26 protein-coding genes, 1 tRNA gene and 1 pseudogene are annotated in these 19,735 nt (G+C 65.4%); 12 read left to right on the forward strand and 16 right to left on the reverse strand.

Translation table 11 applies throughout. The features are described 5' to 3' along the window. Window positions 1-531 precede the first annotated feature (531 nt). Window positions 532-774 carry a hypothetical protein gene (locus GKE62_RS08770; protein WP_154691916.1) on the reverse strand — a complete coding sequence of 81 codons (243 nt, stop codon included), beginning with the start codon at window positions 772-774 and terminating at the stop codon, window positions 532-534. Window positions 775-824: 50 nt separating this feature from the next. Next, window positions 825-1,061 (reverse strand): hypothetical protein, encoded by a 237-nt coding sequence (locus GKE62_RS08775; protein ID WP_154691917.1) that lies wholly within the window; start codon window positions 1,059-1,061, stop codon window positions 825-827. Between the two features lie 218 nt (window positions 1,062-1,279). Here GKE62_RS08775 and GKE62_RS08780 point away from each other — a divergent pair, with 218 nt between their 5' ends. Then, window positions 1,280-2,002, forward strand: coding sequence for a Crp/Fnr family transcriptional regulator (locus GKE62_RS08780; RefSeq protein WP_230207028.1), 723 nt, complete (start codon window positions 1,280-1,282; stop codon window positions 2,000-2,002). A 75-nt stretch (window positions 2,003-2,077) separates the two neighbouring features. Here the strand turns inward: GKE62_RS08780 and GKE62_RS18960 are convergent, their stop codons facing one another. The 5 genes from GKE62_RS18960 to aguB form a co-directional block, all read right to left on the reverse strand. Beyond that, window positions 2,078-2,365: a hypothetical protein gene (locus GKE62_RS18960; RefSeq protein ID WP_230207029.1), complete on the reverse strand. Its 288-nt coding sequence runs from the start codon at window positions 2,363-2,365 to the stop codon at window positions 2,078-2,080. 154 nt (window positions 2,366-2,519) lie between these two features. After that, the gene (locus GKE62_RS08785) at window positions 2,520-3,146 is read right to left on the reverse strand and encodes a hypothetical protein (protein ID WP_154691918.1); all 627 of its coding nucleotides are present in this window, start codon (window positions 3,144-3,146) and stop codon (window positions 2,520-2,522) included. A 441-nt stretch (window positions 3,147-3,587) separates the two neighbouring features. Beyond that, window positions 3,588-3,663 (reverse strand) — tRNA-Lys (locus tag GKE62_RS08790). Then, a complete protein-coding gene (folK, locus tag GKE62_RS08795; protein WP_154693637.1) occupies window positions 3,626-4,171 on the reverse strand; it encodes a 2-amino-4-hydroxy-6-hydroxymethyldihydropteridine diphosphokinase in 546 nt (181 codons plus the stop codon). Before folK ends, GKE62_RS08790 begins: the two co-directional genes overlap by 38 nt. Beyond that, window positions 4,168-5,019 carry an N-carbamoylputrescine amidase gene (aguB, locus tag GKE62_RS08800; RefSeq protein ID WP_154691919.1) on the reverse strand — a complete coding sequence of 284 codons (852 nt, stop codon included), beginning with the start codon at window positions 5,017-5,019 and terminating at the stop codon, window positions 4,168-4,170. Before aguB ends, folK begins: the two co-directional genes overlap by 4 nt. A 315-nt stretch (window positions 5,020-5,334) precedes the next feature. On the opposite strand from aguB, the gene msrA reads away from it, so the two are divergent. Continuing rightward, window positions 5,335-5,868, forward strand: a complete 534-nt coding sequence (msrA, locus tag GKE62_RS08805; protein ID WP_154691920.1) for a peptide-methionine (S)-S-oxide reductase MsrA — start codon at window positions 5,335-5,337, stop codon at window positions 5,866-5,868. Window positions 5,869-5,871: 3 nt separating this feature from the next. Here the strand turns inward: msrA and GKE62_RS08810 are convergent, their stop codons facing one another. Next, a complete protein-coding gene (locus GKE62_RS08810) occupies window positions 5,872-7,122 on the reverse strand; it encodes an RsmB/NOP family class I SAM-dependent RNA methyltransferase (RefSeq protein WP_154691921.1) in 1,251 nt (416 codons plus the stop codon). A gap of 71 nt (window positions 7,123-7,193) precedes the next feature. Between GKE62_RS08810 and GKE62_RS08815 the strand changes: the two genes are divergently transcribed. Beyond that, window positions 7,194-7,352 carry a DUF1674 domain-containing protein gene (locus tag GKE62_RS08815; RefSeq protein WP_154691922.1) on the forward strand — a complete coding sequence of 53 codons (159 nt, stop codon included), beginning with the start codon at window positions 7,194-7,196 and terminating at the stop codon, window positions 7,350-7,352. A gap of 68 nt (window positions 7,353-7,420) precedes the next feature. On the opposite strand, the gene groL is transcribed toward GKE62_RS08815, so the two are convergent. The 4 genes and pseudogenes from groL to GKE62_RS08835 all read right to left on the reverse strand — a co-directional run. Further along, window positions 7,421-9,067 (reverse strand): chaperonin GroEL, encoded by a 1,647-nt coding sequence (gene groL / locus GKE62_RS08820; RefSeq protein ID WP_154691923.1) that lies wholly within the window; start codon window positions 9,065-9,067, stop codon window positions 7,421-7,423. Between the two features lie 77 nt (window positions 9,068-9,144). After that, window positions 9,145-9,432: a co-chaperone GroES gene (gene groES / locus GKE62_RS08825; RefSeq protein WP_154691924.1), complete on the reverse strand. Its 288-nt coding sequence runs from the start codon at window positions 9,430-9,432 to the stop codon at window positions 9,145-9,147. A gap of 120 nt (window positions 9,433-9,552) precedes the next feature. Continuing rightward, window positions 9,553-10,014, reverse strand: coding sequence for a VOC family protein (locus GKE62_RS08830; protein ID WP_370516082.1), 462 nt, complete (start codon window positions 10,012-10,014; stop codon window positions 9,553-9,555). 164 nt (window positions 10,015-10,178) lie between these two features. Continuing rightward, a pseudogene (locus GKE62_RS08835) lies at window positions 10,179-11,423 on the reverse strand (MATE family efflux transporter); the annotation flags it as partial. Between the two features lie 221 nt (window positions 11,424-11,644). On the opposite strand from GKE62_RS08835, the gene GKE62_RS08840 reads away from it, so the two are divergent. Continuing rightward, the gene (locus GKE62_RS08840) at window positions 11,645-11,914 is read left to right on the forward strand and encodes an usg protein (protein ID WP_154691925.1); all 270 of its coding nucleotides are present in this window, start codon (window positions 11,645-11,647) and stop codon (window positions 11,912-11,914) included. A gap of 40 nt (window positions 11,915-11,954) precedes the next feature. Here GKE62_RS08840 and GKE62_RS08845 read toward each other — a convergent pair whose 3' ends face one another. Both GKE62_RS08845 and GKE62_RS08850 read right to left on the reverse strand, forming a co-directional pair. Continuing rightward, window positions 11,955-13,205, reverse strand: a complete 1,251-nt coding sequence (locus GKE62_RS08845) for an aminotransferase class I/II-fold pyridoxal phosphate-dependent enzyme (protein WP_154691926.1) — start codon at window positions 13,203-13,205, stop codon at window positions 11,955-11,957. Next, window positions 13,202-13,441, reverse strand: a complete 240-nt coding sequence (locus tag GKE62_RS08850; RefSeq protein ID WP_154691927.1) for an acyl carrier protein — start codon at window positions 13,439-13,441, stop codon at window positions 13,202-13,204. The genes GKE62_RS08845 and GKE62_RS08850 overlap by 4 nt, the downstream gene beginning before the upstream one ends. Before the next feature lie 145 nt (window positions 13,442-13,586). Between GKE62_RS08850 and GKE62_RS08855 the strand changes: the two genes are divergently transcribed. Further along, window positions 13,587-14,210 (forward strand): Pycsar system effector family protein, encoded by a 624-nt coding sequence (locus GKE62_RS08855; protein ID WP_230207030.1) that lies wholly within the window; start codon window positions 13,587-13,589, stop codon window positions 14,208-14,210. Here the strand turns inward: GKE62_RS08855 and GKE62_RS08860 are convergent. Beyond that, window positions 14,207-14,569, reverse strand: a complete 363-nt coding sequence (locus tag GKE62_RS08860; protein WP_154691928.1) for a response regulator — start codon at window positions 14,567-14,569, stop codon at window positions 14,207-14,209. The genes GKE62_RS08855 and GKE62_RS08860 overlap by 4 nt on opposite strands. Before the next feature lie 77 nt (window positions 14,570-14,646). Between GKE62_RS08860 and GKE62_RS08865 the strand changes: the two genes are divergently transcribed. From GKE62_RS08865 to GKE62_RS08885, 5 genes are read left to right on the forward strand one after another with little or no spacing between them, the layout of a single operon-like run. After that, complete coding sequence (locus GKE62_RS08865) at window positions 14,647-14,877, forward strand: DUF3572 family protein (RefSeq protein ID WP_154691929.1); 231 nt, start codon at window positions 14,647-14,649, stop codon at window positions 14,875-14,877. Between the two features lie 10 nt (window positions 14,878-14,887). After that, window positions 14,888-15,517, forward strand: a complete 630-nt coding sequence (locus tag GKE62_RS08870) for an HAD family hydrolase (protein ID WP_154691930.1) — start codon at window positions 14,888-14,890, stop codon at window positions 15,515-15,517. Then, window positions 15,514-15,978, forward strand: coding sequence for a RidA family protein (locus GKE62_RS08875; RefSeq protein WP_154691931.1), 465 nt, complete (start codon window positions 15,514-15,516; stop codon window positions 15,976-15,978). Before GKE62_RS08870 ends, GKE62_RS08875 begins: the two co-directional genes overlap by 4 nt. Then, window positions 15,956-16,723 (forward strand): glycerophosphodiester phosphodiesterase family protein, encoded by a 768-nt coding sequence (locus GKE62_RS08880; protein WP_370516083.1) that lies wholly within the window; start codon window positions 15,956-15,958, stop codon window positions 16,721-16,723. The genes GKE62_RS08875 and GKE62_RS08880 overlap by 23 nt, the downstream gene beginning before the upstream one ends. Before the next feature lie 60 nt (window positions 16,724-16,783). Then, the gene (locus tag GKE62_RS08885; RefSeq protein ID WP_370516084.1) at window positions 16,784-17,965 is read left to right on the forward strand and encodes a GNAT family N-acetyltransferase; all 1,182 of its coding nucleotides are present in this window, start codon (window positions 16,784-16,786) and stop codon (window positions 17,963-17,965) included. A gap of 76 nt (window positions 17,966-18,041) precedes the next feature. On the opposite strand, the gene GKE62_RS08890 is transcribed toward GKE62_RS08885, so the two are convergent. Beyond that, window positions 18,042-18,386 (reverse strand): hypothetical protein, encoded by a 345-nt coding sequence (locus tag GKE62_RS08890; protein ID WP_154691933.1) that lies wholly within the window; start codon window positions 18,384-18,386, stop codon window positions 18,042-18,044. A gap of 315 nt (window positions 18,387-18,701) precedes the next feature. Between GKE62_RS08890 and dksA the strand changes: the two genes are divergently transcribed. Both dksA and GKE62_RS08900 read left to right on the forward strand, forming a co-directional pair. After that, the gene (gene dksA, locus GKE62_RS08895) at window positions 18,702-19,160 is read left to right on the forward strand and encodes an RNA polymerase-binding protein DksA (RefSeq protein WP_154691934.1); all 459 of its coding nucleotides are present in this window, start codon (window positions 18,702-18,704) and stop codon (window positions 19,158-19,160) included. Between the two features lie 176 nt (window positions 19,161-19,336). After that, window positions 19,337-19,702 carry a PilZ domain-containing protein gene (locus GKE62_RS08900; RefSeq protein ID WP_154691935.1) on the forward strand — a complete coding sequence of 122 codons (366 nt, stop codon included), beginning with the start codon at window positions 19,337-19,339 and terminating at the stop codon, window positions 19,700-19,702. Window positions 19,703-19,735: the final 33 nt, after the last annotated feature.

Below are 19,735 nucleotides of genomic sequence, written 5' to 3' on the forward strand. Positions count from 1 at the left end.
CCCTATTTGGATCGGCGGCGCGAAAAACCTTCCAGGGGGTGGCTGACACTGCCACTTGGGCCACGTACCGCTAGTCGCCCTCGTATTTTGTAAACGCTCAGCGCGATGGGGAAGGGGCTTCCTACCAACGAGAGGCTAATTTTTGGGCAAGCCAGACGCGCTTGTCTCGCTCGGGCTATGGTGCTCGTCAGGCAGGAAATCGATCAGATGGGGCGGCACGGGTTCTTTCCCTACCCATGGAAGCCCCGGCCGCATTCCGCTTCGCTTAGCAAGGCACTCGGCAACACCGAAGGCGCCTACGAAAAACACCGCCAAAACTACCCCGAGAAGCAGCACGTTCGACATACGAGGCCCCGTCCAAAGCCAGACGCGCAACCTACTCTTATACCCTGTCTGCTGATTGACCTGGATCAATGTTGGCTGAAAAATCCGTCCGTCGAGGAGCTGGCCTTGTGCGCGCGCCCTTTGCCATATTCTCGATGCAGAGTCGGTGACCGCGGCTGTCAATCGCGCCAGGCCTCCATCGTCAACTCACCTGGTATAGTTGATCGACGCGGCCTCAGTGGCGAAGAAGGTGAGCGAGAACAGACTAAGGTCACTTTCGTCAGTGACGGTCATTCGCCACTCCATCCGATCCCAGAAATGGTCGGATTCATCGCAGAGAATCTCACCCGCCATTTTGACCGCTGCGCACTTGGCCGTAGCCAAGTCATCATACTCGCACCCATTGGCGTCCAGGCCTTCCCCGTCGATGTGAAAATAAAAGAGGGGCAAGTTCTATCTCCTCCTGTGATGAGGGCATGGGGACGAGAAGTTGATTTTGCCTAGTTCCTATCGACTTTCAGCGAGGCAGTGATGGCGGTCAAGAGTTGATGCGCACGCCACATCGGTGCGGCATCCCCATCGGCGGCTTCCGCCACATCCTTCTGGACGTCGAGTGCGCGCTCAGCAATTTCAATTACCTGCTGCAGGTCGAGGATGCCGTTTTCGCAGAGGCCGTGGATAAGGCTCTCGACCAGCAGCAACGCAGCCTGACCTTGGGGATCGGCGAGCGGCTGCATGTCACTTCGCATCGTAGAGCCGTTGTCGTTCGTAAACATGCGAGCGCCTCTCGGTACAGGCGAGAGTGCATTGCCTCTCAGCCGCCGACGCCTGATGAAGTCTGCCAACGATTTGCTGGCCATACACTCATGTGCATCCAACAACGATAACCTATAACAAGATTCGACAATAACATTGCGCAATATTATGATGAGGGTCGGAAGGGGTAAGGCGCCCCATGCCCAATCGATTCGTGGAAAAACTCAGTGGATTGGTCGAGCTTACGGCCAACGACGCGGTTGCGCTTGAAAAGGTCACTTCCAATACGCGCACCTACGTAGCTCGTCAGGACCTGATCCGCGAAGGCGATGAGACCGGGCCCGTTTTTATAGTCCTGGAGGGATGGGCCTGCCGCTACAAGATCCTGCCGAGCGGAAGCCGCCAGATCATGGCTTTTCTGATGCCGGGAGATTCCTGCGATTTGCACATAAAGCTTCTCGCTGAGATGGACCACGGGATCCAGGCTGTCACTGACGCAAGGGTCGCCACTATCTCGCGGAGCGAGATGGAGGGCGTGATGCATGAGCACCCGAACATCGCGCGCGCCATGTATACCTCGCAGCTCGTCGATGAAGGGATCATGCGTGCTTGGATCGTAAGCATGGGGCGGAGGAGCGCCTCCGAGCGTGTGGCCCACCTGATTTGCGAACTTTATCTGCGCGCGCGCAACATCGGGCTGACTGGCGATGGTGAGTTTGCACTGCCGCTCTCCCAGCTGGTGCTCGCAGACTCGCTCGGAATGACCGCCGTGCACATCAACCGTGTTCTCAAGGAACTTCGGTTGGCGGGGGCGATGTCACTGAAGCGGGGCAGCGTCACGATCATTGACCCCGTATTGTTGGTTCAGATCGCAGGCTTCGACGAGAACTACCTGCATCGGCGGCTCCGTCTGGTAGCCTAGCCTGCCTGTCCTCGATCCCGCAGCGAGCACATACGAAGCCGATAACTATTTCTCTCGGACAAGAAAGTCCGGCCTCTAGATGCCATTGGTGGCGATCAGTCGCTGCGGCTGACCGTCCGCGATTGCCATGGCACGCTTCCGCATCCCGTCGAGCATGGCACCACCGTGGGATTGGCGGCAGCTCCTCTGCGCATAATCGCCCTCGTGGCCGAGCATCCTCCATAGGTTGGACGTTTGAGGCGGGGCCGTCACCCCGGTCACGAGCAAGTAGGCCAAGGCAAGCTTGTGCAGGACGGTCCGCTCCACGGGAGCCGTCTCCGAATTCGAGAACGGGGCACGGCTGGAACAGACACGAAATTTCATGAAACTGAAAATTGCCGGCCTGTCGCGCGGCAATTGATTCGGGGGCACTGGACGGAGCTTGGTTCTAGACACCCCCGTCCTGATGGGATGGTGGAGCAGCAGGAGCATCCCGCGACGGGCTATCGCAGCGGGCCAACTGAAAATTCGTCGTCGCCTATCTCAACCCCGTATTCACACCCCAGCCGAAGGTGGACAGCCTGATCCTTCGACCGTGCCATGGGATTGTGAAGTGCCGCGCATTCCTTGATCGGTGAGATCGGCCCGCCAAAGTGCAGCGGCGTGTAGGCAACGGCATGAACGTGCTGAAATTCCGGTCGCAGGAAGAAATGCGATCGACCGGATTCTTGCCCTCTTGGTCGATCGTCGCCTTGAACTGCCAGCCGCCGACCGAAGGGGTGTCAGAGTCAGCGCCCACTCGGAAAGTCACATATTGCGATCCGATGGGCAGGAAAGCCTTCGCGAAATCTGGAACAGGGCCGCCGATTTTCGGAGCAACAGGTGCTTCCTGGCTGAGCCGAAACCCTGAAATGGCGATGACGACATAATCGCCCTCGGCAATCGCGCCCGCTTCACAGTGTTTGCGGATGGCCTCGGCCTTGGTTGCAAAGCCGCCAGTCAGTCGCCGCAAGGCCGCGTCCTCGGTCTTAGCGTCCGTTGACCATGAGGTGTAGCCGTCGCCCTTTTCCTCGGTCCATGTGTCCGACGAATGGGGCTCTGGCGTCGTAATCTCTACCAATAGGCGACCTTCCCCCAGCACAAAGGCAAGATCGAACCCTGGCACGCGGCCAAGCGGCTCCACCCGGCATCTAGGAAGGCCGCAGCGAACAGCAGCTCTGAAATGCGCTGCGGAGTCTCGCGGCGAAACCGCGCTGGGAAATCATCGTCTAGGAGCATGTGGGCACGCTCGAATGTCGCCTCGCACCACGCCGCTATGTCAGGCCGGAAGTCCGTCTTGCTCAGATTCCGGAAATAACGATGATCTGTCTCAAGCTCGGATCCATCAAAGAGCACTGTATATTCCCCCTCAAGAGCATTGCTGTTGTCTTTCCACATCGAGCGGAGGGTCGAATAAGGTGTCATCTTCATCCGACAGCGGAACCTCGCGGCACTAGCGAACCCAATCGTCACCCTTCGCGTTGTTGGCCTGATGCCCCTGTGATGCCCTGAGAAGCATCGGCGGGCGACACGCCGAACAAAGCCCGCGCTAAGTCACTGACATTTTTGGTGAGCCCTGCTGGGTTCGAACCAGCGACCTACTGATTAAAAGTCAGTTGCTCTACCGACTGAGCTAAGGGCCCGACCGGGTTGGCGGATAGGGAGCGGGGTGCGGCGGGTCAAGCGCGCGGCGAGGTGGGCTATCGTTAGCACCGTAAGCGGATCACGCCAGTCGCGGGCGATAGTCAGCGCTGGGGCGAGGACGAAGCCGCGCGTCCGGTAGGCCGGATGCGGAATCGCCAGACCGGGCGAAGCCCATGCGCCCATGCTCCACAGCACGATGTCGAGATCGAGCGTGCGCGCGCCCCAACGGCGGCCGCGGCGGCGGCGTGCGAAGCGGTGCTCGATCGCCTGGAGCCGAGCGAGCAAGGCCGGCGGGTCGAGCTTGCTGCGGACGATCACGGCCGCGTTGGCGTAGCGCCGCTGCGACGGACCGAGCGGCGCGCTGGCGACGATCCTCGAGGCGGCCTTGAGCTTGATTCCCTTTTCGCCATCGAGCGCACGGAGTGCGGCGCGCAGGACTTTGGGCGGCGAGCCGTATCGCGGATGGCGCACGTTGCCGCCCACTGCGATCAGGTAGCGCGACCTCACGAATCCTCGGTCAGTCGGCGGTACAGTTCGGGTCGACGGTCGCGGAAGAAGCCCATGCCCGCGCGATGTCGCCGCGCGGCATCGAGATCGAGCGTAGCAACCAGCGCGCCGCTCTCCTCGCGGCCATAATCTACCGCGAAATCGCCCCACTGGTCGGCGATGAAACTGTGGCCATAGAACGTCTGGCCGTGCTCGCTACCGATCCGGTTGGCCGATATCACCGGCATGCAGTTCGACGCAGCGTGGCCGAGCATCGCGCGGCGCCAGATGCGGCTGGTGTCGAAATCGGCGTCGTAGGGCTCGCTGCCGATCGCGGTGGGGTAGAACAACAGCTCGGCGCCCATCAGCGCCATCGCCCGCGCACACTCCGGAAACCACTGGTCCCAACAGATGCCGATGCCGATCCGGGTGCCGCAGACGTCCCAAACTTTGAACCCGGTGTTGCCCGGACGAAAATAGTACTTCTCTTCGTAGCCCGGCCCATCGGGAATGTGGCTCTTGCGGTAAGTGCCGAGAATCTCGCCGCCCGCGTCGATCATCGCCAGGGTGTTGTAGTAATGCTGGCCATCGCGCTCAAAAAAGCTGGTGGGGATGGCGATGTTCAGCGTCCGGGCCAGCCGCTGCATTTCGCGCACCGGGGCGCTTTCTCCCAGCGGGCGGGCGAGCGCGAACCGCACTTCGTCCTCGAGCGCGCAGAAGTAAGGCCCGGCGAACAGTTCGGGCGGCAGCACGATCCGCGCGCCACGCGCCGCCGCGTCCTCGACCAGCGCGGCGACCGCGGCGATGTTGTCAGCCTCGTCGGGGGCGTTGAGGGCGAGCTGGAGGGCGGCGACGGTGAGCGTGGTCATGTCCCCAGCGGTTATTTCGGCTCGAGCGCGAAGTCCACCGACACTGCGAACCGCGTCAGCGCGGTTCCGGAGCGGATCGATGACGGCGGTGGCGCAACCACCGGTCGCGGGCCGGCAGCGCGCGCAGGATCGATTTGGGCCGCGGCCCTGGCCGAAGGTGATCGGCAAGCGCAAGCGCGGCGGCCAAGGGCAGGCAGATCAGGGCTAAAAGTCGCATGGGAACTCCGGGGCGACTGCAGAGGCAAGCTTAGCCTCGCAAAGCGCAATGACAACCGCACCAGCGCTTCCTATCTTATCCGCACGAAGGAGATTTCGATGGAACAGGCGATTGTCGCAGGCGGATGCTTCTGGTGCACCGAGGCGGTGTTCCGCGATGTGATCGGGGTAAGCGGGGTCGAGAGCGGCTACATCGGCGGCAGCGTCGAGAACCCGACATACAAGGCGGTCTGCAGCGGGTCCACGGGCCACGCCGAGGCGATCCGAGTGACCTTCGATCCAGCGGTGCTCGATTACGGGCAACTGCTCGACGTGTTCCTGGGCACGCATGATCCGACCCAGCTCAACCGCCAGGGCAACGACATCGGCACGCAATACCGCTCGGCGATCTTCCCGCTGGACGATGCACAGCGGGCCGAGGCAGCCGCGGCGATCGAACGCTGGAACGCCGATCATCCAGGCCAGCGCGCGGTGACGACGATCGAGGGACCTGCCCCGTGGTATCCGGCCGAGGACTATCACCAGGAATACTGGGAAGGCGAAGGCCAGCGCAATCCCTATTGCCTGGCGACGATCCCGCCCAAGCTGATGAAGCTGCGCAAGAGCTTCGCGGCGAAGGTGAAGTCTGCTTGAGGTTCAAGCTGGTGCCGTCCAGCGAGCGATGAAGAAGCCGTCCATGCCGCCCGCATCGACGAGCATGCCAGGATCGGTACGCAGGGTGCCGTCGGCGCGGGGCAGCAGCCCGGTGGGCAGTTCGCCCGCACCGATCGGATCCGGCGTGAGCGCGACCGCGGCGGTCTGCGCCTCGCCCTCTTCGGGTTCGAGCGAGCAGACCGCGTAGACCAGCCGTCCGCCGGGCGCGAGCCAAGTGGCGGCGCGGGCGAGCAGCGCTGCCTGCAACTCGGCCATCTCGGCGATCTGCGCGGGGGCGACGCGGTGGAGCACGTCGGGGTGGCGGCGGCAGGTGCCAGTGGCGGTGCACGGGGCGTCGAGCAGGATGGCGTGGAAGCGGTCGCCGGGCTCCCAGGCGAGTGCATCGGCGGTAACGATCCCCGCGGTCAGTCCCGCGCGGGCGAGGTTGGCGTCGAGACGTTCGAGCCGCCGCGCGGACTTGTCGAGGGCAGTGACCCGCCAGCCCGCCGCGGCGAGCTGGAGCGTCTTGCCGCCCGGTGCCGCGCATAGATCGAGCGCGCTGCGGCCTTCCCCTGCGCCGAGCAGCCGAACGGGCAAGCTGGCGGCGAAATCCTGAACCCACCAGGCGCCCTCGGCGAAGCCCGGCAGGTTCCCAATCGCAGTGCCTCGCGGCAGTCGGACGTGGCCGGGCGCGAGCGATGAACCGCCCAGGCGTTCGCACCACTGTCCGGTTTCGCCAGGGTCGCGCAAGCTGAGATCGAGCGGCGGTGGCTCAGCCAGCGCGGCGGCGATGGCGGCGGCGCGGGCGGGATGCGCCGGTTCCCACCGCGCGACCACCTCTGGCGGCAGCGTCGGCCGGGCGGGCAGCCGCACCTCGCGCCGCAGCAGCGTGGAGAACACCCCGTGCGCCAGTCGCTTGGGGCCGCCGCCCAGCAGCGGCAGCGCGGTCGCGATCACCGCGTGAGGGGGCGTGCCCAGCCGCAGCGCCTGCGCGAGCATCAGCCGCAGCACGCTGCGCGGCTTCGCATCGTGGGGCAGCGGCTGCGCGGTCGCGCTGTCGATCAGCGCATCGAGATCGGTCAGCCAGCGCAAGGCTTCGCTGGCGATCGCGATGGCCAGCGCCCGGTCCTCGCCAGGCAGGCCGCGCATTGCGCCACCCGCCTGCTCCAGCGTCTCGCCCCGCCGCAGCACCGCGTCGAGCAGGCGCAGCGCCGCGGTTCGCGCCGGCTGGCCGGGGGTGTCGGGGGCGTTCACGCGAAGGGGGCTAGGCCGAGAGGTCGGCAAAGGCAATTGCACCGGACGGCGGAGGCGCGCACACTGCCCGCATGGAACGCGCCACCCAACGCCCGCCGGGTTTCAAGAAGCCCGCCAACTGGACCACTGACCCCGCACCTGAACCGCGCGCGCCCGAACCCTTGGACGACCCGCTCGACCCAACCCGTTTCGGGGACTGGGAGCACAAGGGCATCGCGGTCGATTTTTGAGCTGACGAAGCAAAAGGGCCGGGGGATTGCTCCCCCGGCCCCGTCTTTTGCTTGGCCGAACGGCTGGATCAGAAGTCCATTCCGCCCATGCCGCCCATCCCGCCGCCGGGCATGCCGCCCATCGCCGGCTTGTCGTCGGGCTTCTCGCTGATCGCCGCTTCGGTGGTGATCAACAGGCCCGCGACCGAGGCCGCATCCTGCAGCGCGGTGCGCACGACCTTGGTCGGGTCGATGACGCCGGCCGCGGTCAGGTTCTCGTACGTATCGGTCGCGGCGTTGAACCCGCGCAGTTCGTCGTTTTCGCGCAGCAGGTTGCCCGCGACAACGGCGCCGTCGTGGCCGGCGTTCTCGGCGATCTGGCGCAGCGGGGTCTGGATCGCCTTGCGGACGATGTCGATCCCGCGGGTCTGGTCGTCGTTGGCGCCCTTCATGCCCTCAAGCGCCTTGACCGCATAGAGCAGCGCGGTGCCGCCCCCGGGGACGATGCCTTCCTCGACCGCGGCGCGGGTCGCGTGAAGCGCGTCGTCGACGCGATCCTTGCGCTCCTTGACCTCGACCTCGGAGGAACCGCCGACCTTGATCACCGCGACGCCGCCGGCGAGCTTGGCCAGGCGCTCCTGGAGCTTCTCCTTGTCATAGTCGCTGGTGGTGGTCTCGATCTGGGCGCGGATCTGCTCGACCCGGGCCTTGATGTCGTCGGCATTGCCGGCGCCATCGACGATCGTGGTGTTGTCCTTGTCGATCGAGACGCGCTTGGCCTGGCCGAGCATGCCCACGGTCACGTTCTCGAGCTTGATGCCGAGATCTTCCGAGATCATCTCGCCCTGGGTCAGCGTGGCGATGTCGCCGAGCATGGCCTTGCGCCGATCGCCGAAGCCGGGAGCCTTGACCGCCGCGACCTTGAGGCCGCCGCGCAGCTTGTTGACCACCAGCGTGGCCAGCGCCTCGCCCTCGATGTCCTCGGCGATGATCAGCAGCGGACGCCCGGTCTGGACGACGGCTTCCAGGATCGGGAGCATCGCCTGCAGGTTCGACAGCTTCTTCTCGAAGATGAGGATGTAGGGATTGTCGAGTTCGACGGTCATCTTGTCGGGGTTGGTGATGAAGTAGGGCGACAGGTAGCCGCGGTCGAACTGCATGCCTTCGACGACATCGAGCTCGAACTCGAGGCCCTTGGCCTCTTCGACCGTGATCACGCCTTCTTTACCGACCTTGTCCATGGCCTCGGCGATCTTTTCGCCGACTTCACGGTCGCCGTTGGCGGAGATGATCCCGACTTGGGCGATTTCCTGGCTGCCGGAGACCGGCTTGGAGCGGTTCTTGAGGTCGGCGACGACCTTGGTCACCGCCAGATCGATCCCGCGCTTGAGATCCATCGGGTTCATGCCGGCCGCAACCGAAGTCATGCCTTCGCGAACGATGGCCTGAGCCAGCACGGTCGCGGTGGTGGTGCCGTCACCGGCCATGTCGTTGGTCTTGCTGGCCACTTCGCGCAGCATCTGCGCGCCCATGTTCTCGAACTTGTCCTTGAGCTCGATTTCCTTGGCGACGGTGACGCCGTCCTTGGTGATCCGCGGAGCGCCGAAGCTCTTGTCGATCACCACGTTGCGGCCCTTGGGCCCCAGCGTGACCTTTACCGCGTCGGCGAGGATGTCCACGCCCTTGAGAATGCGCTCACGCGCGTCGCGCGAGAACCGTACGTCTTTGGCAGCCATGGTGCTGTCCTTTCAGATTGAGTTGAATGTTGTGCTTGGACCACTTGGACCAGTGTCCTGGGCTAAAAATCCCGGCTTCAGGCGATCACGCCAAGAACGTCGGATTCCTTCATGATCAGCAGGTCTTCACCGTTGACCTTGACCTCGGTGCCCGACCACTTGCCGAACAGGACCTTGTCGCCGGCCTTGAGGTCCATCGGGGTGATCGTGCCGTTCTCGGCGCGGGCGCCCGAACCGACCGAGACGATTTCGCCCTCGCTCGGCTTTTCCTTGGCGCTGTCGGGGATGATGATCCCGCCGGCGGTCTTCTCTTCGGCTTCGATGCGGCGCACGAGCACACGATCGTGCAGCGGACGGAAATTCATGGAATTCTCCCTAGCCATGATAAAATTGGCGCTTTGGCACTCGCCATGGGAGAGTGCCAGCGCGGCGCATATGGGTCGGCGCTGCCGCAGCGTCAAGCGGTCTAGGAAACGATTGTTACGCTATTTGGGCGGGAGCGGCTGCCACAGCTCCACTTTGGTGCCGTCGGGATCGACGATCCAGGCGAACCGGCCGCTGGGATCGCTATCGTCGCGGCCCACGGGCTTGACCCCCTTGGCCGCGATCCGGGCGAGGAAGGCGTCGAGATCGTCGACCGCGAAATTGATCATGAACTCGCGGGTGGAGGGGGCGAAGTAGTTGGTGTCGGCTTTGAACGGCCCCCACACCACCACCGGCGGATGCCCCGGCGCATCGGTCTTGAGCGCGGCGCCGCCCCAATCCTCGACCGCGATGCCCAGCACGTCACGATACCACGCAGCCAGCGCCGTCGGATCGGGACTGCGAAAAAACACGCCGCCGACTCCGGTGATGCGCCCGGGCGCCGGATCGGGAGCGGCTGCGGCGGTCGTCGACATGAACGCCATGCTCGCCGCCATCGCCGCGATTGTCCAGCACTTCGGCATTGCCGCTTCCCCTTCTCAAAACGGCAGGAGTCCCAGCCGCTCCGCGCGCGCCAGCGGGCAAGGAGCAGCGCCGCTACCACGACAAGCCCCACCGCCAGACCCAGCCAGACGCCCAACCCGGATAGCGGGGTGAGGAAGCCGAGCAGCACCGAAGTCCCGAACCCGAAGATCCAGTAGCCGAGCAGGGCCAGGACCATCGGCATCCGGGTATCCTGCAAGCCGCGCAGCGCGCCCGCAAGCACCGCCTGCGCGCCGTCGAACAACTGAAACGCCGCTGCGATCGTCAGATACTGGACCGCGAACAGCACCATCGGCGTCACGCTCCACGCGTCGCTCCCCAAGTAAAGCCACAGCACCAGCCGCGGCGTCAGGATCATCAGCGCTGCGGGCAGGGACATGTAAGCGAGCGCCAGGATCAGCGCCGCCTGGCCCGCGCGCGCGACCGCCGCCCGGTCGCCCGCGCCGAAATGATAACCGACCCGGATCGTCACCGCCTGGCCGATCCCGAAAGGCACCTGGAAGGCCAGCGCCGCGATCTGCAGGGCGACCGTGTGCCCGGCCAGTTGCGCCTCGCCGATGAGCCCCATCAGGAACGCGGCGCTGGAGAACAGCCCGCCCTCGGCCAGGATGATCGCAGCGATCGGCACGCCGATCCGGATCAGGTCGCGCAGCCGCCGCCACTCGGGCCGCCACCAGCGGCCGAGGATGTGATAGCGCCGCAACCGGCGGTCGGCGTAGATGATCGCGATATAGGCCAGCAGCGTCGCCCAGCCGGTCACCAGGCTCGACAGCGCCGAGCCGATCAGCCCCAGTTCGGGCGCGCCGAAATGACCGAACACGAAAACGTAGTTGCCCAGCGCGTTGACCACGATCGCGACGAACGTGATCAGCGTCGCGAACGCCGGCCTTCCCAGCGCGGAGACGAACGTGCGCAGGACGTTGGACCAGATCATCGGGATCATCGCCCACAGCAGCACGCTCAGGAATCCGCCCGAGCGGGCCGCCAGGATCGGGTCCTGGCCGCTCGCGAGCAGGATCGCCTCGCCGTTGGCGACGATCGCCATGCCGATCAGCCCGCAAAGAACCGATAGCCACAACGCCATCCGTACCGAGCGGCGGACCTCGCGCACCGCATGCGCGCGCTTGCCCAGTTCGGCGGCGATCAGCGGCGCGCAGGCCCCTGTCAGCCCCGAAAAGCACCACATCAGCAGCCCGAAGATGGTCACGCCCAGGCTCGACGCGGCAAGCGCCTGCTGGCCGAGCCGGGCGACGAAGATCACGTCGATCGCATAGACCAGCATCTGCAACAGGTTCGCCGCCGCCAGCGGCACAGCCAGCCGCAGCGTCGCGCGGAACTCGGCGCGCAGGGGGCTGGGCGAAGCCAGCGGCAAGACGGACGCGTGCGACATAAAGCCGGCCCGGATAGGCGCGGTCGCGGGGGAGCGCAAAGCCGGCGTCGCACATCGCACGCTTTCACCCGGCTATCGCGGCATTGCCGCAACAGTCGGGGATAACGGCGTCAATGCGATGTTAACTGTGATTGCCGATAACCATAGTCAAATCTTGCAGGAATTGCGGGCCTCGGGGTCCTGACTCCAGCCCGCTCCTTCGCGAGAGGAGACCGTTGGGCATGACCGATCCCGATTTCGTCCTGCAGGTGAAGGGCTACGGCCTTTCGACCGTCCAGATTCACTACTACCTGCCGGATCATCCCAGCCTGCTGCAAATGTTCGTGATGCAGCAATACGATATCGCCCCGGCCTTTCCGCGGCTGGACCGGTTCCTCGACTATTGGCGCCGCGAGATCGAAGCCGCGCTCCATTCGGTTCGGGTCGCGCACAATCATCTGATCGGCCCCGCCGAATGGCGTGCGGTCGACGGGGTGATCACAATCAATTGACAGCGGCTTTGCGCCGGGCCTGGCCCCGTTCGCCCTCGGCTCAGATGATCCCCACCGCCTGGCCCGCCCGCTCGAACATCCCCAGGATCGTGTGGACCTGATCGGCAGTATGCTCGGCGCACAGCGAGCATCTGAGCAGCGTCATGTTCGCCGGGGTCGCCGGTGGCCGCGCCAGATTGACGTAGAGGCCCTCCTTGAGCAGCGCCTCCCACATCGCCGCGCCGCGCTCCAGGTCGGGCATGATAACCGCGATGATCGCGGACTGCGGCGTCTCGGTGCCGAGCTGGAACCCCTTCGCCTTCAAGCCGGCGTGCAGCGTGCGGCTGTTCTCCCACAAGTGCGCGCGCTTGTTGCCGCCGTGCATCAGCTTGCGGATGCTGGTCGCGGCGGTGGCGACGACGCTGGGCGGCAGGCTGGCGGTGAACACATAGGGGCGGCAGACGAGCCGCATGATCTCGAACTTGGGGTGGTTCGAGACGCAGAAGCCCCCGACCGTGCCGACCGACTTGCTGAAGGTGCCGATCACGAAATCGACATCGTCGAGGCAGCCCTGGTCCTCGGCCACGCCGCGCCCGTTGGGGCCGATGAAGCCCATCGAGTGCGCCTCGTCGACCAGCACCATCGCGCCGTTGGCCCTGGCGATGCGGATCATCTCCTTGAGCGGGGCGATGTCGCCGAGCATCGAATAGACGCCTTCGAGGATCACCAGCTTGCCCGCGCCTTCGGGAATGCGCTTGAGGCGTTTCTCCATCGCCTCGATGTCGTTGTGCTTGAACGGCACGACCTCGGCGTCGCCCAGCTTGCAGCCGTCCCAGATGCTGGCGTGACTGTCGATGTCGAGGACGATGTAGTCGCCCTTGCCCGCGATCGTGCTGATGATACCCAGATTGGCCTGGTACCCGGTCGAGAACACCATGGCGTGGTCCATGGCGTAGAAGTCCTTGAGCGCGTCCTCGCACGCGCGGTGGCCCTGGTAGGTGCCGTTGAGCACGCGGCTGCCGGTGGTCCCCGCTCCGAACTCGTCGAGCGCCTGCTTGCCCGCGGCGATCACGTCGGGATCGAAGGTCATCCCCATGTAGTTGTAGGTGCCTAGCAGGATCGTCTCGCGCCCGTTGCAGATCGCCTGGGTGGGCGAGAGCACCCTTTCCATCACCAGGCTGAACGGGTCCTCTTGGCCCGTGGCAAGCAGGTTGGCGCGCATGTCGATCAGCGGATCGAACTTGCTGAACAGGTCGGGGCCGGATCCCGCCAGAACGGCGGGGCGGTCGGCTTCGTCGATGCCTTCGGTCATGCGGAGAGCTTCGCCACGGCGTCGATCAGCTGGCCGTAGGTTTCGATCTCGGCCTGCTGGTTCATGCTGATGATGATGTCGAATTCGTCCTCGATCGCGGCGACGAAATCCATCACCGTCAGGCTATCCCATTCTAGATCGCCGGCGAAGGTGGTGGCGCCGGTGATGGCGATGCCCTTCTTGTTGAACGGCTCGATGATCCCGGCGATGCGCTCGGCGACTTCGGCGCGATCCATAAATTACTCCTGAAACGACTTGCGGCGGGCCTGTGCCATCCGAATACGGCGGAAAAGCGGCCCGTCCAGTGGCATTCAAGGATGTTGTCAACGGTTACAGTTTTGTGTCAGACGGGCTTTCGGGCCAAATCAGGGGTTTGTTGCCATGTCGAGGGCAGAAATCGTACCGATCCAGGAGGCCACATCGGCCGCGCCCGTCACCCCCGCGCCGGCCGCAGCCGAACCGGTCGTCGCCACCCCCTCAATGCCCTCGCCGACCGGCTATTCCAACCACGCGATCCATCTCGTCCGCACTTCACAGCAGATGCAGCTGGCGCTGTCACAAATGGCCGACCAGAAGGCCTCGATCCTGATGGGCGCCACTTTCGTGGTGTTCACGATCGCAGTCGGTCAGGCCAAGAACGGGCCGATCCCGATCAGTCTCGCGGTGCTGGCGCTCTCGGCGTTCCTTTCGGCGCTGTGCGCGGTCTATGCCGTGCTGCCCTCGATCCGCCCGCCCAAGAAGGGCTTCGTGGGCAAGCCCAACAAGCTGTTCTTCGGCCATTTCACCCAGCTGGACGAGGAAGAGTGGACCGAAGGGATCCTCCAGCGGCTGCGCTCGGACGAAGGCGTGTTCCGGACGATGCTCCACGACATGTACCAGAACGGCCAGGTACTTCAGGGCAAGAAGTACAAGTATCTGGGGCGCGCCTATCGCGTGTTCATCGTCGGGCTTTCGCTCACTCTGATCGCGTTCATCGCCGAACGGTTCGGCTTCACCGCGATCTAGACCAGCTTACGCACGGCCACCATGAACGGCCCGATCGACACCGGCTTGGCCAGATAGCCCTCAGCCCCCGCCTGCCGGATCCGGTCCTCGTCGCCCTTGCCGGCGTAGGCAGTGACCGCAAGGATGGGAATCGCGCGCAAGTCCTTGTCGGCCTTGAGCTGCTCGATCAGGTCGAGGCCGGAGACGGTCGGCAGGCTGATGTCCATGATCACCAGGTTGGGCACGAACTGGCGGGTGCGCTCGATCACCGCCTCGCCGTCGGCGACCGGCTCGACCGCGAAGCCGTTGGCGCGCAGCAGGTCGCAGAACAATTTGCGGTTGAGGTCGTTGTCCTCGACAACGAGGATGCGCTTTGCCATGCGCGTCGTCCTATGCCGAGCGAACGAGGCTGACAATTCTCCGCGACCCTCCATCCCCCGCCGTCGATCCGCAAGCTTTGGCGCTGTCCGCGCTGGGCTGGGTGCTGGCCAACGAGGATCGCGCAGCGCGGCTGCTGGCGCTGACCGGGCTGACCCCCGAGGCCTTGCGCGAAGGGCTGGGCGATCCGGCGGTGCTGGGCGCGGTGCTCGACTTCCTTTGCGGGCACGAGGCCGATCTGGTCGCCGCCGCGCACGAGCTGGGTGTCGAACCGCGGACGTTGGCCGCCGCGCGGGACAAGCTCGCATGAGGTGCTTAGGGTGACTCGGCCGCTGATCATCACCGATTGCGACGAGGTGCTGCTCCACATGGTCGCCCCGTTCCGCGACTGGCTGGGCGAGGCGCACGGCATCGATTTTTCGATGGAAGGCTCCGATTTTGGGAAGGCGCTCAAGCACCAGGACACCGGCGCGCTGGTCGAAGGCCCGGAGATCTGGCGCCTGCTCAACGGGTTCTTCGATACCGAGATGCACCGCCAGTTGCCGATCGCGGGCGCGGTGGACGGCGTGGCCAAGCTGGCCGAGCACGCCGACGTGGTGATCCTCACCAATCTGGGCGACCACAGGCAAGTCACGCGGACCGCGCAGTTGCGCGCGGTGGGGATCGACGCCCGGGTGTTCACCAACCAGGGGCCGAAAGGGCCTGCACTCCAGGCGATTCTCGACGAATACCGCCCGAAGAGCGCCGTGTTTATCGACGACCTGCCCCAGCACCACGGCTCGGTCGCCGAGATCGCCCCGCACGTCACCCGGCTGCATTTGTGCGGCGAGCCGCTGCTCGCCCCGCACATCGCCTGCGCGCACAAGGCGGGCCACGCCCACGCACGGATCGACGACTGGGCCAACGCGCTGCCGTGGCTGCTCGAGCGAATAGAGGGAGTGCCTGCATGAGCGTCGAAGACAAGCTGGCCGAACTCGGCCTGACCCTGCCGCAGCCCGCCGCGCCCGTCGCGGCTTATGTGCCGGTCGTCATCGCTGGCGGCATGGCCTACGTTTCGGGCCAAGTCTCGATGACGGACGGGGTACTGATCAAGGGCCGGCTCGGCGAGAACATGGGGCCGGACGAGGGCATCGCCGCCGCGCAAGCCTGTGGGTTGATGATCGTCGCGCAGTTGAAGGCCGCGCTCGGCGGAGACCTTTCGCGGGTCGAAAGGATCGTCAAGCTGGGCGCGTTCGTCAGCTCGACCGCCGATTTCATCGATCAGCCCAAAGTCGCCAACGGCGCGAGCGAACTGATGGTCGCGCTGTTCGGCGAGGCCGGACGCCATGCCCGCAGCGCGGTCGGCGTGCCGGTTCTTCCGCTGGGCGTCGCGGTGGAGATCGACGCGATTGTCGCCGTTCGGCCCGCTTGATTCCTGGCTGGCGCCGCCCTCCGGCGAGCAGCGCGTCGGCTGGCTGAGAGCGCACGCATACGCGCATCGCGGACTGCACGGTGGCGGGTTGATCGAGAATTCGCCGAGCGCGTTTGCCGCCGCGATCGAACGCGGGCTGGGAATCGAGTGCGACGTCCAGCGCAGCCGCGACGGCGAGGCGATTGTGTTTCACGACTGGGAGCTCGACCGGCTGACCGGCGAGAGCAGCCCGGTTAAAGCGCGCGACGCCGCCGACCTCACACGGATTGCACTGGGAGGGACCGGCGACACGATCCCCACGCTCGCCGACCTTCTCGCGCAAATCGGCGGCAAGGTGCCACTGCTGATCGAGATCAAATCGAAGCGCGAGGTTCGCTTCGGCCCGCTGTGCTTAGCGGTGCGCCGCGCTCTCGAAGGTTATCGGGGGCCAGTCGCGGTGATGAGCTTCGACCCGCGCGTGATCCGCTGGTTCCGCGCCCAGGCGCCGCACATCGTCCGCGGGCTGGTGGTCACCGAGGAGGGCCACCGCACGTTTTCGGGCAGCGTTGGGCGCCACCTGGCGCTGTGGCAGGCGAAACCGGAATTCCTCGCCTACGACATCCGCGACCTGCCGAGCCGCTTCGCCTGCGCCCAGCGGCGGCGCGGCTTGCCGCTGCTGACCTGGACCGTGCGCAGCGAGGAACTGGCCGGCCGGGCGCGACTCCACGCCGATGCGCCGATTGCGGAAGGGGCGGGGGTTGGCTGAACACTCGCCCACCCCCGCTCATCCCGAGCGAAGGCGAGGGATGGCGCGCGCGGGCAGACCGTGGCGCGTGGTGTCTCGACTTCGCTCGACACGAGCGGGTTCGTGGAAGTGAGAGGGCCAGTTACCGCTCGAATCGCCCGCGCGGTTTCCGATCTGCCCGCCGCCGAGTGGGATGCGCTCACCGACGGCGCCAACCCGTTTATGCGTCACGCGTTCCTCTCCGCGCTCGAACGATCGAGCAGCGTCGGCGGGCGAAGCGGGTGGACGCCGCTACCGGTGCTTTTCGACGGCCCAGATGGCCGCCTCGCCGCCGCGCTGCCCGCCTATCTCAAGCAGCACAGCCAGGGCGAATACGTGTTCGACCATGCGTGGGCCGATGCCTGGCAGCGCGCCGGCGGCGCCTATTACCCCAAGCTCCAGATCGCCGCGCCGTTTACCCCGGCGACCGGCCCGCGCCTGCTGACCCGCGACGCGGCCTATGCTCCCGCGCTGCTCGCTGGGGCGGAAAAGCTGTGCGCGTTGCACGAATTGTCCTCGGCCCATGCCACGTTTGTCGAACCCGAGCAGATCCCGCTGTTCGAGGCCGGGGGCTGGCTGATCCGCAGCGACATCCAGTTCCACTGGCACAATCGCGGTTACGCTTGCTTCGACGATTTCCTGCAGGCGCTTTCCTCACGCAAGCGCAAGGCGATCCGCAAGGAGCGCGCGGCGGCGCAGGAAGGGGTCGACATCCGCGCCTTCACCGGCGCTGAAATCCAGCCCGAGCACTGGGAAGCCTTCTGGCAGTTCTATCAGGACACCGGCAGCCGCAAGTGGGGCCGCCCCTACCTGACCCGCGCCGCCTTCGACATGCTGGGTGAAGCGATGGGTGAGGACATAGTGCTGATGCTGGCGTTCGTGGGCGACACCCCGATCGCCGGGGCGCTCAACTTCCTGGGGGGCGAGGCGCTCTACGGGCGCTATTGGGGCTGCACCTTCGACAAGCCGTTCCTGCATTTCGAGCTGTGCTATTACCAGGCGATCGAGCTGGCGATCGAACGGGGTCTGGCGCGGGTCGAGGCCGGGGCGCAGGGGCCGCACAAGCTGGCGCGGGGGTACGAACCGGTCCAGACGTTCTCGGCGCACTACATCGCCGACCCCGGCTTCCGCGCGGCGATCGCGGATTTCCTCGAACGCGAACGCGCGGGCGTGGCGCAGGATCAGCTCTATCTGGGCGAACGGACGCCGTTTCGAAGAGCCTAGGATTGAAAGTTGCGCTCGCAAGGGCGCCATGAGCAATGCGCAGATAATCTGATCAGCAGCTTTCATGCACGATGCTCTAAGCCGCCCGCTTGGCCCCCGCGCTCAGCCATTCGCGCGCGCGGCGCTGGGCTTCGGCGATTTCGCGGGCGGTCATTTCCTCGGCGATATCGGCGCGGCACCAGGCGCTTTCCGCGTGGCCGGATACGGCGGCGAGGTTGAACCACTTATGCGCCTCTATCAGGTCGCAGCCGACTCCGTGGCTGCCGGTCGAATAGGCGACGCCCAGGTCGTAGTATGCGGCGATGTCGCCCTGTGCGGCGGCGGCGAGGCAGCTTGCGACCAACAGGTCGGCGTTTTGCGTCGCGTCGATCGCAAGCGGCTGAGCGGTGCTCGCCGCGATGCGGATGATCCCTTGTTCCATGTCCCCAACTTCCCCCGTCAGCCGGTGTTTCCCCCTTCCGGCAAACGCAACCTGTCCAATCAGGGTCAACAAAAGGTTAACGTCCATGCGGCTTTTCTGATGCGCCGCTGTTGCGCTTTCGCGACACCCGTCGAAATTCCCTCGAAAAGAGCGCGATCCATTCGGCTAGCCTTAAGCTTTCACCCGCTAACCGCCGCCTCGCCCCACCTGGACGCTTGTGCGCGAGTCAGGCCGCAACTATAGGCGCGCACTAACAGGCACTTGGCGTAACAGCGCGGGTGCCTGGCCCACGGGGTACGGGTTTGGAGAGATGGGATGGCCACGGTTTTGGCTGACGAGATCGACGTACTGGCGAAAGCCAAACGCGCGCTGTCCGGCGACTATCTGCCGGGCGACGACGAGCCTTACATGGGCGAACAGCAGCTCGAATATTTTCGCCGCCTGCTGCTAGAATGGAAGCGTTCGATCCTGGCCTCGTCCGCGGACACGCTCCAGCTACTCCAGGACGGGCCGATCCGCGAACCCGATCTCAACGATCGCGCCTCGAGCGAGACCGACTGGGGGATCGAGCTGCGCACGCGCGACCGCCAGCGCAAGCTGATCGCCAAGATCGATTCGGCGCTGCGCCGGATCGACGAGGGCGAATACGGCTTTTGCGAAGTCAGCGGGGAGCCGATCGGGCTGGGCCGGCTGATCGCGCGGCCGGTCGCGACGATGACCGTCGAGGCGCAGCAGGCGCATGAGAAGCGCGAAAAAGTATCGCGCGACAATTGAGTTTTCGCGGGCGCGAATGCGGTGCCAGCCCGCTTCCCCGGTTCGCCGGAACCCCGCCTCCCTTCGCAACCGTTGGCGGCGCGTTAAGCAATTATTCGCGTTCGTTGGCTAAGCGTAGGGCTACAGAACGTCGCGCGCCGCCGGTTGGTGCGCGGTCCGGTTCGCAAGGTTGATCCATGGCCGACGACGACCATCGCCATCTCTCTCGCGACAGCCTGTTCCTGATGGCCGAACTGCGCCTGCCGGGAGAGGAGACGCTCGGCCGGGTCAAGGTGCGCAATCTCTCGGCGGGCGGAATGATGGCGGAAGGGGCGGTCAAAGCCGTCCGCGGGACGCTGATCGAGGTCAACATCCGCAACGTCGGGTGGGTCGGGGGCGCAATCGCCTGGGTCCAGGGCGACCGCTGCGGCATCGCCTTCAACGACGATATCGATCCCTTGGTCGCGCGCGCTCCGGTCACCGCGACGAGGGAAAGCACATTGCGGTTCGCGAAGCCGGCGGGGCCGTTCGTCGAGCCGGAGCGCACGCTCCGTAAAATCTGAAGGCCCGCCCCAAAGTGCGGCACTGACCCGGAA

The sequence above is a fragment of the Novosphingobium sp. Gsoil 351 genome (assembly GCF_009707465.1).
Lineage (GTDB): Bacteria > Pseudomonadota > Alphaproteobacteria > Sphingomonadales > Sphingomonadaceae > Novosphingobium.

Coding starts and splice junctions, on each gene's coding strand:
- groL (WP_154691923.1), bottom strand. CDS start 9,067: ATGGCTGCCAAAGACGTACGGTTCTCGCGCGACGCGCGTGAGCGCATT.
- GKE62_RS08900 (WP_154691935.1), top strand. CDS start 19,337: ATGGCCGACGACGACCATCGCCATCTCTCTCGCGACAGCCTGTTCCTG.
- aguB (WP_154691919.1), bottom strand. CDS start 5,019: ATGACCACGCTCACCGTCGCCGCCCTCCAGCTCGCCCTCAACGCCCCC.
- msrA (WP_154691920.1), top strand. CDS start 5,335: ATGGAACAGGCGATTGTCGCAGGCGGATGCTTCTGGTGCACCGAGGCG.
- GKE62_RS08845 (WP_154691926.1), bottom strand. CDS start 13,205: ATGACCGAAGGCATCGACGAAGCCGACCGCCCCGCCGTTCTGGCGGGA.
- GKE62_RS08780 (WP_230207028.1), top strand. CDS start 1,280: ATGCCCAATCGATTCGTGGAAAAACTCAGTGGATTGGTCGAGCTTACG.
- GKE62_RS08890 (WP_154691933.1), bottom strand. CDS start 18,386: ATGGAACAAGGGATCATCCGCATCGCGGCGAGCACCGCTCAGCCGCTT.
- GKE62_RS08855 (WP_230207030.1), top strand. CDS start 13,587: ATGTCGAGGGCAGAAATCGTACCGATCCAGGAGGCCACATCGGCCGCG.
- groES (WP_154691924.1), bottom strand. CDS start 9,432: ATGAATTTCCGTCCGCTGCACGATCGTGTGCTCGTGCGCCGCATCGAA.
- GKE62_RS08860 (WP_154691928.1), bottom strand. CDS start 14,569: ATGGCAAAGCGCATCCTCGTTGTCGAGGACAACGACCTCAACCGCAAA.
- GKE62_RS08875 (WP_154691931.1), top strand. CDS start 15,514: ATGAGCGTCGAAGACAAGCTGGCCGAACTCGGCCTGACCCTGCCGCAG.
- GKE62_RS08815 (WP_154691922.1), top strand. CDS start 7,194: ATGGAACGCGCCACCCAACGCCCGCCGGGTTTCAAGAAGCCCGCCAAC.
- GKE62_RS08830 (WP_370516082.1), bottom strand. CDS start 10,014: ATGCCGAAGTGCTGGACAATCGCGGCGATGGCGGCGAGCATGGCGTTC.
- GKE62_RS18960 (WP_230207029.1), bottom strand. CDS start 2,365: ATGAAATTTCGTGTCTGTTCCAGCCGTGCCCCGTTCTCGAATTCGGAG.
- dksA (WP_154691934.1), top strand. CDS start 18,702: ATGGCCACGGTTTTGGCTGACGAGATCGACGTACTGGCGAAAGCCAAA.
- GKE62_RS08850 (WP_154691927.1), bottom strand. CDS start 13,441: ATGGATCGCGCCGAAGTCGCCGAGCGCATCGCCGGGATCATCGAGCCG.
- GKE62_RS08840 (WP_154691925.1), top strand. CDS start 11,645: ATGACCGATCCCGATTTCGTCCTGCAGGTGAAGGGCTACGGCCTTTCG.
- GKE62_RS08775 (WP_154691917.1), bottom strand. CDS start 1,061: ATGCAGCCGCTCGCCGATCCCCAAGGTCAGGCTGCGTTGCTGCTGGTC.